Annotated in this window: 15 protein-coding genes; 10 read left to right on the top strand and 5 right to left on the bottom strand. The window is 36.7% G+C overall.

Features of this window, described 5'->3' with window-relative positions:
- The first annotated feature begins 19 nt into the window (after positions 1-19).
- Both HU235_RS00145 and tatC read left to right on the top strand, forming a co-directional pair.
- Complete coding sequence (locus tag HU235_RS00145; protein ID WP_174879048.1) at positions 20-208, top strand: twin-arginine translocase TatA/TatE family subunit; 189 nt, start codon at positions 20-22, stop codon at positions 206-208.
- An 18-nt stretch (positions 209-226) separates the two neighbouring features.
- A complete protein-coding gene (tatC, locus tag HU235_RS00140; RefSeq protein WP_095302239.1) occupies positions 227-976 on the top strand; it encodes a twin-arginine translocase subunit TatC in 750 nt (249 codons plus the stop codon).
- A 44-nt stretch (positions 977-1,020) separates the two neighbouring features.
- Here tatC and HU235_RS00135 read toward each other — a convergent pair whose 3' ends face one another.
- The gene (locus HU235_RS00135; RefSeq protein ID WP_095302238.1) at positions 1,021-1,230 is read right to left on the bottom strand and encodes a YdiK family protein; all 210 of its coding nucleotides are present in this window, start codon (positions 1,228-1,230) and stop codon (positions 1,021-1,023) included.
- On the bottom strand, positions 1,227-1,961 hold the full coding sequence (locus tag HU235_RS00130) for a CPBP family intramembrane glutamic endopeptidase (RefSeq protein ID WP_174879047.1): 735 nt from the start codon (positions 1,959-1,961) through the stop codon (positions 1,227-1,229). Before HU235_RS00130 ends, HU235_RS00135 begins: the two co-directional genes overlap by 4 nt.
- 326 nt (positions 1,962-2,287) lie before the next feature.
- On the opposite strand from HU235_RS00130, the gene groES reads away from it, so the two are divergent.
- From groES to HU235_RS00115, 3 genes are all read left to right on the top strand, one after another.
- Positions 2,288-2,572 carry a co-chaperone GroES gene (gene groES / locus HU235_RS00125; RefSeq protein ID WP_095302236.1) on the top strand — a complete coding sequence of 95 codons (285 nt, stop codon included), beginning with the start codon at positions 2,288-2,290 and terminating at the stop codon, positions 2,570-2,572.
- Positions 2,573-2,630: 58 nt separating this feature from the next.
- Positions 2,631-4,262 (top strand): chaperonin GroEL, encoded by a 1,632-nt coding sequence (groL, locus tag HU235_RS00120; protein ID WP_095302235.1) that lies wholly within the window; start codon positions 2,631-2,633, stop codon positions 4,260-4,262.
- A 202-nt stretch (positions 4,263-4,464) separates the two neighbouring features.
- Positions 4,465-5,298, top strand: a complete 834-nt coding sequence (locus HU235_RS00115; protein WP_174879046.1) for a nuclease-related domain-containing protein — start codon at positions 4,465-4,467, stop codon at positions 5,296-5,298.
- A 141-nt stretch (positions 5,299-5,439) separates the two neighbouring features.
- On the opposite strand, the gene HU235_RS00110 is transcribed toward HU235_RS00115, so the two are convergent.
- The 3 genes from HU235_RS00110 to HU235_RS00100 form a co-directional block, all read right to left on the bottom strand.
- Positions 5,440-6,693, bottom strand: a complete 1,254-nt coding sequence (locus HU235_RS00110) for an oligosaccharide MFS transporter (RefSeq protein WP_174879045.1) — start codon at positions 6,691-6,693, stop codon at positions 5,440-5,442.
- Between the two features lie 16 nt (positions 6,694-6,709).
- Positions 6,710-7,696 carry a glycoside hydrolase family 43 protein gene (locus HU235_RS00105; protein WP_095302232.1) on the bottom strand — a complete coding sequence of 329 codons (987 nt, stop codon included), beginning with the start codon at positions 7,694-7,696 and terminating at the stop codon, positions 6,710-6,712.
- 714 nt (positions 7,697-8,410) lie between these two features.
- On the bottom strand, positions 8,411-9,502 hold the full coding sequence (locus HU235_RS00100) for a GntR family transcriptional regulator (RefSeq protein WP_095302231.1): 1,092 nt from the start codon (positions 9,500-9,502) through the stop codon (positions 8,411-8,413).
- Positions 9,503-9,753: 251 nt separating this feature from the next.
- Between HU235_RS00100 and HU235_RS00095 the strand changes: the two genes are divergently transcribed.
- From HU235_RS00095 to nikC, 5 genes are all read left to right on the top strand, one after another.
- Complete coding sequence (locus HU235_RS00095) at positions 9,754-10,920, top strand: FAD/NAD(P)-binding protein (RefSeq protein WP_174879044.1); 1,167 nt, start codon at positions 9,754-9,756, stop codon at positions 10,918-10,920.
- 39 nt (positions 10,921-10,959) lie between these two features.
- The gene (locus tag HU235_RS00090; RefSeq protein ID WP_095302229.1) at positions 10,960-12,144 is read left to right on the top strand and encodes a GTP-binding protein; all 1,185 of its coding nucleotides are present in this window, start codon (positions 10,960-10,962) and stop codon (positions 12,142-12,144) included.
- Between the two features lie 166 nt (positions 12,145-12,310).
- On the top strand, positions 12,311-13,909 hold the full coding sequence (gene nikA, locus HU235_RS00085; protein ID WP_174879043.1) for a nickel ABC transporter substrate-binding protein: 1,599 nt from the start codon (positions 12,311-12,313) through the stop codon (positions 13,907-13,909).
- Entirely contained in the window at positions 13,910-14,854 is a 945-nt protein-coding gene (gene nikB / locus HU235_RS00080; protein WP_174879042.1) for a nickel ABC transporter permease, read from the top strand.
- Entirely contained in the window at positions 14,854-15,696 is an 843-nt protein-coding gene (gene nikC / locus HU235_RS00075; RefSeq protein ID WP_174879041.1) for a nickel transporter permease, read from the top strand. Before nikB ends, nikC begins: the two co-directional genes overlap by 1 nt.

Raw genomic sequence — 15,696 nt, 5'->3', positions numbered from 1 at the left:
CATAAGGAGGTGTGGCATTATGCCAAACATAGGATTTGGGAGTCTAGTGTTAATTGTCATCGTCGCGTTATTAATTTTCGGACCGAAAAAATTACCAGAGCTAGGTAAAGCAGCGGGAAATACGTTAAGAGAATTTAAGAATGCAACAAAAGGGTTAGCAGATGACGATGAGGATCAAAAGGGAAAAAACAAGGAAGAAGTCAAGTAAGATAGGAATGAAACCGATATGAAACAAAATGAAATGTCGGTCTTTGAACATATTGCGGAGCTAAGAAAACGACTGATTATTGTTGTCGTTTTCTTTTTCATAGCGGTAATAGCTGGCTTTTTGCTTTCAAGACCGATTATTATCTATTTGCAGCATACTGATGAAGCAAGAAATTTAACATTAAACTCCTTTAACTTAACAGACCCGTTAATGGTCTATATGAAATTTGCGTTTATCATTGCTTTTGTTCTTACGTCACCGATCATACTATATCAATTATGGTCTTTTGTAAGTCCTGGTCTCTATGAAAAGGAGAGACGGGTCACCTTAAGCTATATTCCAATTTCAGTAGGGTTATTTTTATTAGGAGTGGCCTTTTCTTATTTTATTTTATTTCCGTTTGTCGTTGAATTTATGGAAAGAATCTCAAATGATTTAGGAATAAACCAAGTCATCGGGATTAATGAATACTTTACTTTCTTATTACAGCTAGTCATTCCATTTGGTGTACTATTCCAATTACCAGTTGTTGTTATGTTTCTTACAAGACTAGGAATTGTTACCCCTATGTTTCTATCAAAGATTAGAAGATACGCGTATTTTGTCTTACTAGTTATAGCGGCATTGATAACACCTCCAGAGCTGACCTCTCATTTAATGGTATCAATTCCTTTGTTTATTTTGTATGAAATAAGTATATGGGTTTCCCGAATTTCTTATCGAAAGGCACAAAAGGTAAAATTTGAAGAGGAAAATGCAAAAAAATGAGGATCATCCAAAGATTGGGGTCAGTCCCCAATCTTCGGATATCCTCATTTTTGCTTATTATTCTTTTTCACTTTTCTAGTGAAGAGAAATATTCTAATTGCTACACCGATGTCAAAGGTAGCCATAAGCATTAAAAGAATAGTAGGAAAGCTGAAAATTCCTTTGCTAGCATTTGCAGTTGAAATTGCTAAATAGATAAATAACAATCCCATTACTAAATAAAAGATTCCCATTGAGATAGGATTTGTTCTCACAATAAAAAGCCTCCAATAATCACTTGCATTTGTTCCATTTGTTCTAATGTTTTCTCGAGGTTTTCAATTTGATCGGCTAAGACAAATTGCATAATAATGACTAACGTATTCATGGCAACATGAGCAAAAATTGGCACAATGATTCTTTTTGTTTTGACATAAAGAAAGGCAAAGGTGAAGCCCATTGAAGCATAAATTAGAAAGTGTTCAGGTTCTCCGTGTAAGATGGAGAAGAGAAAAGAGCTAATTAATGCCGCAATCACGAAGTTAGAACGGTGATAAATAACACCGAAAATAATCTTCCTAAAAATAATTTCCTCTAGAATTGGCCCAATAACAGAGGTTACGATAATTAATAGTGATGATGCTTTGATTAACTTCACAATTGTTTGAGTATTTTCCGAGCCAGGTTCTATTCCAAAGAGATACATTTCTAGATTGGCAGCAATCATTTGGGCAAATAGTGCTAAAAATACCCCACCAATAGCCCAACCAATTGAGCTCCCGACTGAAGCGGGTTCACCCCGAAGTAGTCTCGCATCCTCCCGATCGTTTCTTAATAAAAGGAGAGTAATAATTAAGGCTACTGTAAAGCTGAAAATGGTCCAATATGCCACCAACTCTGCGTTTGTGTTTCCAATATGTAATAAGGCAAACAATTTGATTCCTACAATTCCAGAGAATTGCATGACGATATATGTTAATATAATAAACCAATAATTTTTTTTCATAAAAGCCTCCTTTGATTTACTGACCCTCGGAAAAAAGAGCTCTTAATAGTAGCGATGTTCTTGCCTTAGTTATCCTTGCTTATTGTATCATACCTTACTTTAATCATATGTATGAGAACATTTGAAAAATAGACAAACAATGTTTAAATTTCCCTATAATAAGACATAATCTAGTAGAAAAGTTTCTCAAAATTTTTTTCACTTCAGACTTGAAATTAAAAGAAATCTTATATAATATATAAATTGTGTTAGCACTCACGAATGCTGAGTGCTAATAAAAAGGAAAAATTATCATAATTTCAAGAAATTTGAGGAGGTTGTTTCACTTGTTAAAGCCATTAGGTGATCGCGTTATTATCGAGTTAGTTGAATCAGAAGAAAAAACTGCTAGTGGTATCGTTCTTCCAGATAGTGCAAAAGAAAAGCCACAAGAAGGAAAAGTAGTTGCTGTTGGTACAGGCCGTGTGTTAGATAACGGAGAAAAAGTAGCTCTTGAAGTAGCGGAAGGCGATCGTATTATCTTCTCAAAATATGCTGGTACTGAAGTGAAATATGAAGGTACTGAATACTTAATTTTACGTGAAAGCGACATTTTAGCTGTTATCGGATAAGAAAGCAGCAAACATATCATAGAATACATTTTAAAAAATTTGAGGAGGTCTAGTTAAAATGGCAAAAGATATTAAATTTAGCGAAGAAGCTCGTCGTTCGATGTTACGTGGGGTAGACGCGTTAGCAGATGCTGTAAAAGTAACATTAGGACCAAAAGGACGTAATGTTGTATTAGAAAAGAAATTCGGTTCTCCATTAATTACAAATGATGGTGTAACAATTGCAAAAGAAATCGAATTAGAAGATGCATTTGAAAACATGGGTGCTAAGCTAGTTGCTGAAGTAGCAAGCAAAACAAATGATGTTGCTGGTGACGGTACTACAACTGCAACAGTTTTAGCTCAAGCAATGATCCGTGAAGGATTAAAGAACGTAACTGCTGGTGCTAACCCAATGGTCGTTCGTAAAGGGATTGAAAAAGCAGTTGCTGTTGCAATTGAAGAGCTTAAAGCAATTTCTAAACCTATTGAAGGTAAAGAGTCAATTGCTCAAGTAGCAGCAATCTCTGCAGCTGACGAAGAAGTAGGTAAATTAATTGCAGAAGCTATGGAACGTGTTGGTAACGACGGTGTTATCACAATCGAAGAATCTAAAGGCTTCTCAACTGAATTAGAAGTTGTAGAAGGTATGCAATTTGACCGTGGTTATGCATCACCATACATGGTAACTGATTCTGACAAAATGGAAGCAGTTCTTGAAAATCCATATGTATTAATCACTGATAAGAAAATCACAAATATCCAAGAAATCTTACCTGTATTAGAGCAAGTTGTTCAACAAGGTAAGCCACTATTATTAATTGCTGAAGATGTTGAAGGTGAAGCATTAGCTACACTTGTAGTAAACAAACTACGCGGAACATTCAATGCAGTAGCTGTTAAGGCTCCAGGATTTGGTGATCGTCGTAAAGCAATGCTAGAAGACATCGCAATCCTAACTGGTGGTGAAGTAATCACTGAAGATTTAGGTCTAGACCTTAAATCAGCTTCAATTGAACAATTAGGTCGCGCTTCTAAAATTGTTGTTACAAAAGAAAACACAACAATCGTTGAAGGTGCAGGAGATGCAAGTCAAATCTCTAGCCGTGTTGGCCAAATCCGTGCTCAAATCGAAGAAACAACTTCTGAATTTGACAGAGAAAAATTACAAGAGCGCTTAGCGAAATTAGCTGGCGGTGTAGCAGTAATCAAAGTTGGTGCTGCAACTGAAACAGAATTAAAAGAACGTAAACTACGCATCGAAGACGCTCTTAACTCTACTCGTGCTGCAGTAGAAGAAGGTATCGTTTCTGGTGGTGGTACAGCACTTGTGAACGTATATAACAAAGTTGCTGAAATCCAAGAAGAAGGCGACACTCAAACAGGTGTTAACATCATCCTACGTGCACTTGAAGAGCCAGTACGTCAAATCGCACACAACGCAGGTCTTGAAGGATCTGTTATCGTTGACCGCTTGAAGAAAGAAGAAGTTGGCATCGGCTTCAACGCTGCTAACGGCGAGTGGGTAAACATGTTCGATTCAGGTATCGTTGACCCAACTAAAGTTACTCGTTCTGCACTTCAAAACGCAGCATCTGTAGCAGCTATGTTCTTAACAACTGAAGCTGTTATCGCTGACAAGCCAGAAGAAAACGCTGGCGGCGGAATGCCTGACATGGGCGGAATGGGTGGAATGGGCGGCATGATGTAAGGCTTCCCAAAGCCAAACATCTAGAAATAGTTAAACCTATTTCTCACCCTTTCTAAAAAATATAGACTACTTCCTAAATAAAAAGGAGGTAGTCTTTTTTTGTTATTATTGCTCTTTAAGAATGCTTAAAAATGTAAAAAACATTACGAAAATACCGATATTAGGGGTGATATCCATAAATACATAAAACAGGGGGCATATGATGTTTTCAAAGCTATTCAAAAAAGGGTCTAGTAACACTTCAACTAAAAGAAACGAACCGAAAACTACTGATGAAAAACAAGCTAGGAAAGTCAAGGTACAACCTAATAGAATCGGTGATATTGGAGAATATAAAATCAATATTCAACTAGATCAACTTCCAAAGGATAGCAAATATTTAAGTGATATTCTTATCCCAAACCCAAAGTCAAAATCAGGGTATTCGCAAATCGATCATATTGTATTTATACCATATGCTGTATTTATTATTGAAACGAAAAATTATCAAGGCACTATATACGGTGGTAAAGACAGGAAAACATGGTCAGTCGATGGGAAATACCAAATGATGAATCCATTTCATCAAAACTATGGTCATATTTCAGCACTTAAAAAAATTGCTGAGATAGATAGCTCAAACATCGTATCAATGATCTCATTCACAAAACGCTGTACGTTCAAGGTGGATTTAGAGCTAAGAAAGATTCAATCTAATGAGTTAATCGTATATGATATCGAGCTATCTGAATTTATTTCGAGGAAGCTAAATGTGTTAAAACTGCAAAATAGCTCTCCAGTATATTCAGAGGATGATATTGAGGGATTGTATCAGCGGATATTAAAGACAAACATTACGGATAATGAAATTAGAGAAAGACATGTACAAGCTCTTAAATCATCAACAAGTAGCATAATAAGCTCTGGTAACTCTCCTACAGCTAAGTGTAAAGTATGTGGCACTCCTCTAACAGTAAAGGTTAAGGAATATTGTTTAACAAATAAGGAGCGGTTTAATGGAGAGGTATATTGCTTTGAACACCAAAAGCAATTTTAGAAAAAATGATCTTTTAATGTTAGTAAAGTAGTGTAAATTGGACGACGAAGGTACATAGAGCTATAATTAGTAATAAAAAGAGCACAATTAGCTAGAAAAAACTAATTGTGCCAAGCTTAGAAATTGATATATTCAAGAAACTTATCTACTTGCAACCAAGTTATTGTTAACGGTAGGCTGCTGGTGTCTTTCACTCTTCATAATTAACGCACCAATGGTAACGAATACAATTACCATCAATGACATAATAACATACGAGTTTTGGAATCCCATTGTCTTATATAAGGAGCCCATTACATAAGAGAAGATGGTGATACCAATTTGTTTTGCGAAGTTAAATCCAAGCATATAGACAGTTGCAGATAGTCGAACATCAAATACACCTGTAATATATTTCATGATAGAAATAAGCATTAATGGCATTTCGATAGATGCAAGGATTCTCCAGAGTGACAGCATCCAAATCTCTGTGAAAAATGCAGACCCTAGAATACGGATAAATAAAATAATCCCTGCTAGAATCAGTCCGTTTTTCGCTCCGATTTTATTAATAAACCATGGTGTTAACACCATAAAACCTGCTTCGATAAAGACTTGTATCGAGGCAATACGGCTAAATACGAGCTCTCCTCTAGATGCATCATCAAAAAAGCTAGTAAAGTAATTTGGGAATTGTTGATCAAAGACGTCAAACATTGTGGCGATCCCAATCATCATGATACAAAATCCCCAAAAGCTTCTGTTTTTAAATACGTTCATGATATTTTCTTTTGTAACAGGAGTTTCTTCATTCTCTTTAGAATCTTCACTACTAGTATCTACATTTTTGACACGAAGTGCCCATAAGAGTACACCTAGAACAATGGCAGAAACCGTACATGCCCAGAAAATACTATAAGGGTTACGTACAAACATGATTCCACCAATAAATGCAGCTGTTCCACCAGCTAATGAACCGAATAGACGAACATGCCCATATTCATAATTACTTGCCCGTGTAGAACGTTCAATATATGCTTCAACAACCCCGACACCACCGTTTAAACACAAGCTTAAAAATGCTCCACCAACTATTGCACCGAATACAGCATTAATTTGAAGAAGTGGAATAAAAGCAAATTGAACGAACGGCCCAATAAATAACAGGCATAAAACAACGAAACCGAATAAATATTTCTTTAAGCCTAGCTTATCCTGGATTAATCCATAAAGCGGTTCCAAGATAAGGGCAGTTACAGCCATTGCTGAGAATACTAAACCTGAAACACTCGTATCCAGATGTGCTGTTTTATTTAGCCAAAATGGTAAGAAGGCAAATATTAAAGCCCAGATCATGAAGTAAAAATAGTACATACCGCCGAAGTTCCAGAATTTAAGTTGTTTTAAGTTACTCATGTTAGTTAATTCCTTCCTATTTTAAAACTTCTGGTGTCTTAGGAGTCCATCTTTTATCGGGAACGGGTACACCAAATATCGGATTTCCTTGTTCATCCCACTCAATTTTTTGCGCGCGTGCTTGACGATTTGGTTCATAAAGTGGATCTCCGACTAATTCTGTATAGTTACGAGCATGATAGACAAGTATCGTATCTTTACCATCAGGAGACTCTGTAAAGCAATTATGTCCCGGTCCATACTGACCATTTTCAGGGCAGCTTTGGAATACTGGTTCCTGACTTTTCGTCCATGAATCAGGATTTAATAAATCAGCATCTTCACTGGCAGTTAAAAGCCCCATACAGTAATCTACTCCAGTGGCACTTCCTGAGTATGTAAGAAATACTTTTCCGTTTTTAATTAAAACAGCAGGCCCTTCATTTACCCAAAAGCCTTTGATTTCCCATGGTAGCTCGGGCTTGGTTAGCATCACTGGTTTAGTAGATAATGTCCAAGGGTTTTCCATTTTTGCGATATATAGATTTGAGTGTCCTTTAATATTTAAGTCCTGCTGTGCCCAGACATAATATTGTTCACCTTTATGGAAAAATGTTGTAGCGTCAAGAGAAAACGTTGACATTTCCGTTTTAACTTCACCCTTTTCAACCCAAGTTCCTTCAAGTGGATTATCGGATGCGTTTTCAAGAACGTACATTCTATGGTTGAACGTATCGTCATCAATATTTGTATCAGGTGCTGCAGCAAAGTAAATATACCACTTTCCATTTGCCCGATGAATTTCTGGAGCCCATATTAACTCACTTAAAGGTCCGCTTTCATGCTTCCACCAAACAGCTACTTCCTTAGCCTCTTGTAAATCATTTAACGATTTTGCTCTTCTTAGAACAATGCGATCATAGAGAGGATGAGAGCCTGTAAAATAATAATAGCCATCCGTATGTTTATAGACGAAAGGATCTGCACGTTGTAAAACAATTGGATTTAATATTTCTTCTGTCATCTTAAAACACTCCTTAATAATGCGTGATAACGCTTAAATTGATAATGTAATAGGTTGAATTACTTTATGAATCTGCTAATTCAACTTCATAAAGGGGTTTCATTTCTGAAAATTCATAAGAAACTGTCTTGATGTATAAAATCTTAGCAATTGAACGTACATCTGTCAATTATAAATTTATTTGTTCGTATAAATTTATTGATAAGTGATAAATGATTGAATATAATAATATCATCCGGAAGGTAGACATAATGAACTGTTCGGAATTTTAATAAGTTCCTGTAAAATAGATGATATATGAAGAATTAATCAATGATTAAGAAGGGGTAGAAGAACCTGGTTGATTATGTTTAAATAATTAAATTGAAAGTATCCTTTAAGTTGTTAGGTATTGAAATATTAATTTGTATGGACAAATATTTGAAAGGAGCTTCACTTTACAATATTACTTGTATTGCCATTCCTATTATTGTAGGGAATCAAAATGATATAGTTGATTGATAAATTAGTTCATTATTTATATTTAGCCGAAAATCCATATAGTTGAGGTAAGCAGAGCCAATTACTATTAAAATCCAAAATTTAAGGCTTCTCATTAAATTATTTTTTGAGAAGCCTTTTAGAGTTTAGTATATTGTTTTCTGGCAACCTGAGATAATGTGGGAGGGTGTGAGTAATTAGAAGGGGTTGTTTACTAACTACAAAAGGTCAAAACTACTGTTTATTTAGCTCTTTTACAGTTTCACCTTCAATTAACTCTGGTTGGTAATAGTTTTCATTAGGTAAATCCTTTTTGCCCTGCAACTTTTTGATGACCCAATCAGCTGCATCTCTTCCCATTTTTTCTTGGGGGTGTGTTAATGTTGTTAGTTTAATGTTAGCATTTTTAGCAATATAAGAATTGTCTTGGCCAATAATAGATATGTTTTCAGGAACAGAAATATCAAGTTGTCTGCATACATTTACTAGTTCTAATCCTACCTCATCGTTATAACAAACAATGGCAGTTAATACATTTCGATTTTTAGTAAGAAGCTCTTTTAAGTTCGTATATAAGTCAAGCTTTGTTTCTGTATCATACAAAAGCACATGCTCTGGTTGAAAACGTAATTTTGCTTCTCCTAGTGCCTTGATATATCCCTTCATTCGGTACTTTCCTTGTAAATCATCTATTTTTGAAATTAGCCCGATTTGTGTGTGTCCTTTTGATATCAATTCTTTTGTTGCAAGATAGCTAGACTCTGCGTCGTCTAGACGAAAGAAAGGAACATCCAGCTCTTCATAATAAGCATTGATCATGACAAATGGTACATCCTGTTCCTTAAATGATAAGTAGTAAGAGATATTTGGATTATATATATTGCTTTTTGTAGGTTCCACAATTAAGCCATCCACACCAAATGATAACATCATCTCCAATGCTTTCTTTTCCTGTTCGACATCATTATTTGTACTAGCTAATAGCAGTGAATAATTATCTTCGTTTAGTCTTCTTTCAATTCCACGAATAATTGAAGGAAATATATAATCAGAAATGTAGGTAGTGATGACACCAATTGTTTTTTTATTGGACTTTCCACCTGATTTTGATTGATATTGGCTTTTTACATAAGTACCTGATCCTTTTTCACTTCTTAAAAATCCCTCGTTCGATAGTTCTAATATGGCCTTTCGAACTGTGTGACGGCTTACATTATATGTTTCCTGCAGGACAGATTCAGTAGGGATTTGTTCTCCTACACTGTAATCACCTGAAAGTATTTTGCTTTTTATATCATCAATAAGAACTTGATATTTTGGTTTCATTTCACTCACTCACTTCAAAGTTGTTCGCATTCAAATTTTGTTAATAGGATTATTTGTATGGACATACTTTATCATACCTTAGAACTGTTGAAAAGAATATTGGACTTTTCGTAGGGGGCTGTTTCTTATGCCTGTTTATGGAAAGGAATTTCAAATAAATATATTGGGTCTAGAAAAAACTTGTATTTATCAGATATGTTGATTAAAATATAAATCGTAACTATTACGATTTGTGCTATAGGAGGAAGTAAATGCTAGATTGGTTAGTTATTGGCGGTGGTATTCACGGATGTACTATTTCTACCTATTTAATTAAACATAAAAAAGTCGAACCATTAAAGCTTTGTATAGTCGATCCTCATAGCGAACCTATGACTAGATGGAAGCAAAATACTGCTAAAATATCAATGTCCTATCTTCGTTCGCCGTCTGTTCATCACATTGATATTGATCCTTTTAGTTTACAGCAGTTTGCAAGGAAAGTATCAAATGTACATAAAGATTTCTATGGGATCTATAAACGTCCCTCATTAGAATTGTTTAATGAGCATTGCGATAAAGTAATATTCGAAACAGGTTTAAAGAAATGCTGGCATAAAGGATTAGTTGGAAAGGTTCAAAGAGGAAAGGACTTTTGGGAAGTGTATACGGAAAACGGAGAAATGTTTAAATCCAAAAATGTCGTTATTGCCATCAGCGTGAATGAACAGCTTTTGATTCCTACTTGGGCAGAGGAGCTTGCTGTCAATTGTCCGAAAAGGGTTCATCATATATTTGATGAAAACATGAAGGATGTTTCAAAGCTGAAAGCACCTATTGCGATTATTGGCGGAGGGATTACCGCTGCTCATCTAGCTATTAAGCTATCTCAACAGTTTCCTGGGAAAGTATCTTTAATAAAACGTCATTCATTTCGTGTGCATGACTTTGATAGCGATCCTGGTTGGTTAGGGTTAAAGCGTCAGGGACCATTTAGTAGGGTGAAGGATTATCGAATACGTCGAGAGCAAATTAAACGAGCTAGATTCAAAGGCTCTGTTCCAAGAGATGTGTTATATGCAATGAAGAGACTAGAGGCAAAAGAGAAGCTACATATTATTGATGGTGAAGTTACTTCATTTACTTTAGACAAGGAAACATTGAATCTTAACGTAATCTCGAATTCACTTCAAGTTAGACATGTATTACTTGCAACAGGTTTTTTACCAACAAGACCTGGTCATCGATGGATAGAGAGACTAATTGAAGAGGAACATTTAACATGTGCCCATTGCGGCTATCCAATTGTCAATAAAGCCCTAGAGTGGTGTCCTCATTTATATGTAATGGGACCGTTGGCAGAGTTGGAGATGGGCCCTATTGCTAGAAATATTTCCGGTGCTAGGCAGGCAGCGGAGAGAATAGTGGCTAGGCTATGAATTTTAAATCGTAATGAATACGAATTAGGAGGAGATTAGATGAAAAGAAAGGTACCGGTAACCGTTCTAAGTGGTTATTTAGGATCAGGGAAAACGACTTTATTAAATCATGTATTACAAAACAGAGAAAACTTAAAGGTTGCGGTGATTGTTAACGATATGAGTGAGGTTAACATAGATGCCACAATGGTTAAAAAAGGAGGCTTTAGCCGAACTGACGAAAAGCTAGTTGAAATGCAGAACGGCTGTATTTGTTGTACGTTACGTGAGGATTTGATTGTAGAAGTAGAGCGGCTTGTAAAAGCTGGTGACATTGATTATATCCTAATTGAATCATCAGGTATTTCTGAGCCTATACCAGTTGCCCAAACGTTTACCTATATTGATGAAAACTTAAAGATTAACCTACCTGAATACTGCGAGCTTGATACGATGGTCACAGTAGTTGATGCAAATCGTTTCTGGCATGACTTTGCTTCAGGGGAAAGTCTGCTAGATCGAAAGCAGGGAAATGATGAAACGGATACTAGGGAAATAGTCGATTTACTCATTGATCAAATTGAATTTGCTAATGTTCTTGTGTTAAATAAAATTGATTTAGTTGATCGAGAAAGTATTGAGGAATTGAAACTAGTCTTACAAAAATTGAATCCTGAAGCAAGGATAATTGAAAGTGCATATTCTGTTGTGGCGTTATCGTGTATTTTGAATACAGGTTTATTTGATTTTGAACGTGCTAGTCAAGCTGCTGGTTGGATCAAGGAGCTGAACGAAGAGCATACTCCTGAGACAGAGGAATATGGGGTTTCCTCCTTTGTTTATCGAAGAAGAAAACCATTCCATCCAGAAAGATGGTTAAGGTGGCTAGAAAACTGGCCAGTGGAAGTTGTCCGTGCGAAAGGATTCTTTTGGCTGGCTACCCGTAATAATATGACAGGCTTACTTTCACAAGCTGGACCATCAATTATATTTCAAGGAGCTGGTGAATGGATTGCTGCAGCATCTAAGCAGGAGCAAGCTAAAATTCTTGAAGAAGATCCTGAATTGCTCGAACGTTGGGACGAAGTTTATGGAGATCGAATGAATGAACTTGTTCTCATCGGAATAGATTTAAATAAAGAACAAATTGAAGCGGCCTTAGATGAATGTCTTCTAACAGACGAAGAGATGATTCAAGACTGGAGCAAATTTCACGACCCACTCCCACCGTTTATTGTTGAGTAGTTACAAATAATTTAAAAAGCAAGTATTTATAAGACAATCAGAGATCAATACTAAAAGATTTAGGAAAAATGAAATTACCACTTGTCAAATCGTAATGATTACGATAGAATTCAAATCGAAATCATTACGGTTTTTTAGAAAAGAAATAATAATATGGAGGAAAAAAATGAACTTATGGAAAAGCAATAATTCGAACGGCTTTTTAGAGTTTAGTAGTTTCGGCAAATACATAAAAACTCACTTACTAAAATTAAGTATTTTACTAGTTTGTGTTAGCTTGTTAAGTGCTTGTACAGAAGTTTCTGAAAGAACTGTTCAGAAAAACGCAGAGGATAAGCATATTCATTTTCTTTATAATTTCTCTACTAATTCTCTAGATCCTCATGTTGATTCAAGTTATGTCCCACTTAGAGCAGGAATAACGGAAACTCTAGTGCGATTAGATGAAGAAAATTTAACGGTTGCACCATGGCTAGCAGAAAGCTGGGAAGGTAAGGATGGGCAACATTGGACAATTAAGCTTCGTGAAGATGTCACGTTTCAAAATGGTAAACAAATGGATGCAAAAGCGGTGAAAGCCTCTCTTGAACGAGCGTTAAAGGAGAGTGTGGCAATACAGAACGCACTTAAAATTGAGAAGATTGAAGCAGATGGTTATACATTACATATAACAACTAAGGAGCCTTTTCCGGAATTTGTTTCAGAACTTGTTAATCCCAATGTTTCGATCATTGATGTAACAGAAGAGGATATTGTAGGTAAACCGATTGGGACAGGGCCTTTTGCGTTAAAATCATTTACACCTGGAAGCAAGCTAGAACTCGTACGTTACGATAATTATTGGGATGGAGCCTCAAAGCTTGACTCGGTGACTTTCTCCTTTAATGAGGATGCAAATGCCCGTTCGCTAGCGCTGAAATCTGGGGAAGTAGATATCGTCTATCGCCCTGAAGTAGAGAGCTTGGAATCATTAAGGGCACAAGAAGGGATTAAAGTTGAATCAACTGCGACATTCCGCGTACATCAAATGACGATGAATATGGAACGTAAAAGTTTGAAGGATATCAATGTACGTCGTGCTGTAGATGCACTGATTGACCGTCAAAAGATCGTTGATACAATTTTATTAGGTTACGCAGAACCTGCTGTCGGTCCATTTTTACCATCATTACCATTTGCACCAACGTATGAGCAGAGTAAAACCGGGAGTGATGTAGCGGTTAAATTTTTAGAGGAAGCGGGCTATACACTTGAAGACGGGAAAATGCAAAAAGACGGAGAGCAGCTTAAGTTTACTCTTTTAACCTATAGTGCGCGAGCGGACTTGCCTTTAATTGCCCAAGTGTTTCAATCGGATGCGAAAAAAATTGGCATTGATGTGGAGATTCGCCAAATTGATATTCCAGAGGAATACATGGCGTCAAACCGTGACTGGGATTTAGCCACATACAGTAATTTAACAGCTCCTCGTGGAGATGCTGGCTATTATTTAAATGCAACCTATCATCCAACTGGTGCTCTTAACTTTAGTGGTGCCCAGGAGCCTGAACTGACGGCGATTATTGACAAGCTTAATCAAACAGTCAATCAAGAGGAGCGGGCAACTTTAGCAGAACAGGCTGCTGATTATGTCCATGACAATGTGATTAATTCATTTGTTTTGCATCCATCGACGATTGTTGCATACAACGAAAACAAGGTTAAAAATTGGCTAACAACGCGTAGTGAGTATTACATGATTACTAACGAGTTGGATGTGAAGTAAATGGTCCAAATTCTTACTCGGAAATTTTTTGAAGTATTATTTTTTATGTTATTTATTACATTTGTTAGTTTTCTATTTGTTCGAATGGCACCTGGTGATCCTGTTTTAACGATTTTGAATGTTGATGAGTTATCTGTTAGTCAGGAGCAAGTAGAGACTTTAAGAGAAGAGCTGGGATTTAATAAGCCATTGCTTGTTCAGTACGGGCTTTGGCTCCTTAAATTTATCCAACTTGATTTTGGGGCGTCATATGTCACTCGTCAACCTGTTATAGATATGATTTTAATGGGATTGCCTGCTACGATCGAACTAGCCGCCGGCGCATTAATTGTTATGCTCATCGTATCTGTTCCACTTGGCTCTTTATCTGCCCTATATAGAGATAGTTGGATCGATCAAGTAAGTCGAGTATTATCGATTATTGGTGCTGCAATTCCAAGCTTCTGGCTAGGTCTTATTTTAATTGATTTATTCGGTGTCCGCTTTAATTGGCTTCCAACAATGGGGAGAGAAGGGTTTGTTTCTTTGATCTTACCATCATTGACACTTGGCTTGGCTATCTCTAGCGTATATGTTCGTTTGCTTCGTTCAAGCTTACTTGATTCGCTTAGTCAGGAGTTTATTCGTGCTGCAAGAGCGCGCGGGCTATCAGAACGGCGAATTTTTCTAGTACATGCATTTCGCCATAGCCTGCCACCTGTTATTACTGTATTTGGAGTCAGCTTAGGAAGTTTAATCGGTGGTGTAGTGGTGATTGAAGTATTGTTTGCGTATCCGGGGATCGGAAAGCTTGTTGTTGATGCGATACGTCAACGGGATTATCCGTTAATTCAAGGGTATATATTAATCATGGCCATTATCGTTTTTGTTGTAAATACATGTGTGGATTTATCTTATAGGTATTTAAATCCGGAAATGAGACTAAAAGAAAGGAGAATCAACTGATGAGACAAATGTCGATGCATTTGCCCAAGGTAAAAAGGAATAGCTGGCAAGCGATATTGGCTATGATTTGCGGAGGGGCTGTTATTGTAATGGTCATTTATGCCTTCTTTTATTTGCGGCACGACCCAACATTAACAAATCTTGATGGACGACTTCAAGGCATGAGTCTTCAGCATCCACTTGGAACAGACCAACTAGGGCGTGATGTACTAACAAGGCTTTTGCTAGGTGGGCAACAGACAATTGGTTATAGCTTGCTTGCGCTTGTTGCTGCGCTTATCATTGGAATCCCTTTTGGTCTTATTTCCGGATATAAGCGAGGAATTGTTGATCGGATCTTTATGCGAATTGCGGATGCATTTCTAGCTTTCCCCGATATGATTGTTGCGATTGTTCTGAGCGGTTTACTTGGACCAGGCATCGGTAATCTTGTCCTTGCTATTGTGATGGTCAAATGGGTTAGTTATGCGCGTCTTGTGCGAAGTACGGTTCTATCAGAATCCCAAAAAGATTATGTGTTGATTGCCCGTACAAATGGTTTATCTTCAATGAAAATTATCCGTAAGCATTTATTTCCGCATATTGTTGGGCATGTCCTCGTTTTGGCAAGTCTTGATCTCGGTAAAATTATTTTGCTCATTTCTGCTTTTTCTTACATTGGGCTAGGAGCACAGCCACCAACTCCTGAATGGGGGGCAATGCTAAATGACTCACGCCCATACTTTCAGTCAAGGCCTGAATTAATGATCTATCCTGGGTTAGCTATTGTAATAGTTGTGTTATTAACAAATATGCTTGGGGATTATTTGCGAGACTATTATGATGTGAAGAAAGAGGTGTAG

It is taken from the genome of Metabacillus niabensis, from assembly GCF_902829255.1.
GTDB classification, from domain to species: Bacteria; Bacillota; Bacilli; order Bacillales; family Bacillaceae; genus Metabacillus; species Metabacillus niabensis.
This window is presented reverse-complemented; position numbering and strand designations above follow the sequence as displayed.

What these genes read in the sequence shown, in the direction of transcription:
- HU235_RS00145 (WP_174879048.1), top strand. Translation starts at nt 20, where the DNA reads ATGCCAAACATAGGATTTGGGAGTCTAGTGTTAATTGTCATCGTCGCG.
- tatC (WP_095302239.1), top strand. Translation starts at nt 227, where the DNA reads ATGAAACAAAATGAAATGTCGGTCTTTGAACATATTGCGGAGCTAAGA.
- HU235_RS00130 (WP_174879047.1), bottom strand. Translation starts at nt 1,961, where the DNA reads ATGAAAAAAAATTATTGGTTTATTATATTAACATATATCGTCATGCAA.
- groL (WP_095302235.1), top strand. Translation starts at nt 2,631, where the DNA reads ATGGCAAAAGATATTAAATTTAGCGAAGAAGCTCGTCGTTCGATGTTA.
- HU235_RS00115 (WP_174879046.1), top strand. Translation starts at nt 4,465, where the DNA reads ATGTTTTCAAAGCTATTCAAAAAAGGGTCTAGTAACACTTCAACTAAA.
- HU235_RS00110 (WP_174879045.1), bottom strand. Translation starts at nt 6,693, where the DNA reads ATGAGTAACTTAAAACAACTTAAATTCTGGAACTTCGGCGGTATGTAC.
- HU235_RS00105 (WP_095302232.1), bottom strand. Translation starts at nt 7,696, where the DNA reads ATGACAGAAGAAATATTAAATCCAATTGTTTTACAACGTGCAGATCCT.
- HU235_RS00100 (WP_095302231.1), bottom strand. Translation starts at nt 9,502, where the DNA reads ATGAAACCAAAATATCAAGTTCTTATTGATGATATAAAAAGCAAAATA.
- HU235_RS00095 (WP_174879044.1), top strand. Translation starts at nt 9,754, where the DNA reads ATGCTAGATTGGTTAGTTATTGGCGGTGGTATTCACGGATGTACTATT.
- HU235_RS00090 (WP_095302229.1), top strand. Translation starts at nt 10,960, where the DNA reads ATGAAAAGAAAGGTACCGGTAACCGTTCTAAGTGGTTATTTAGGATCA.
- nikA (WP_174879043.1), top strand. Translation starts at nt 12,311, where the DNA reads ATGAACTTATGGAAAAGCAATAATTCGAACGGCTTTTTAGAGTTTAGT.
- nikB (WP_174879042.1), top strand. Translation starts at nt 13,910, where the DNA reads ATGGTCCAAATTCTTACTCGGAAATTTTTTGAAGTATTATTTTTTATG.
- nikC (WP_174879041.1), top strand. Translation starts at nt 14,854, where the DNA reads ATGAGACAAATGTCGATGCATTTGCCCAAGGTAAAAAGGAATAGCTGG.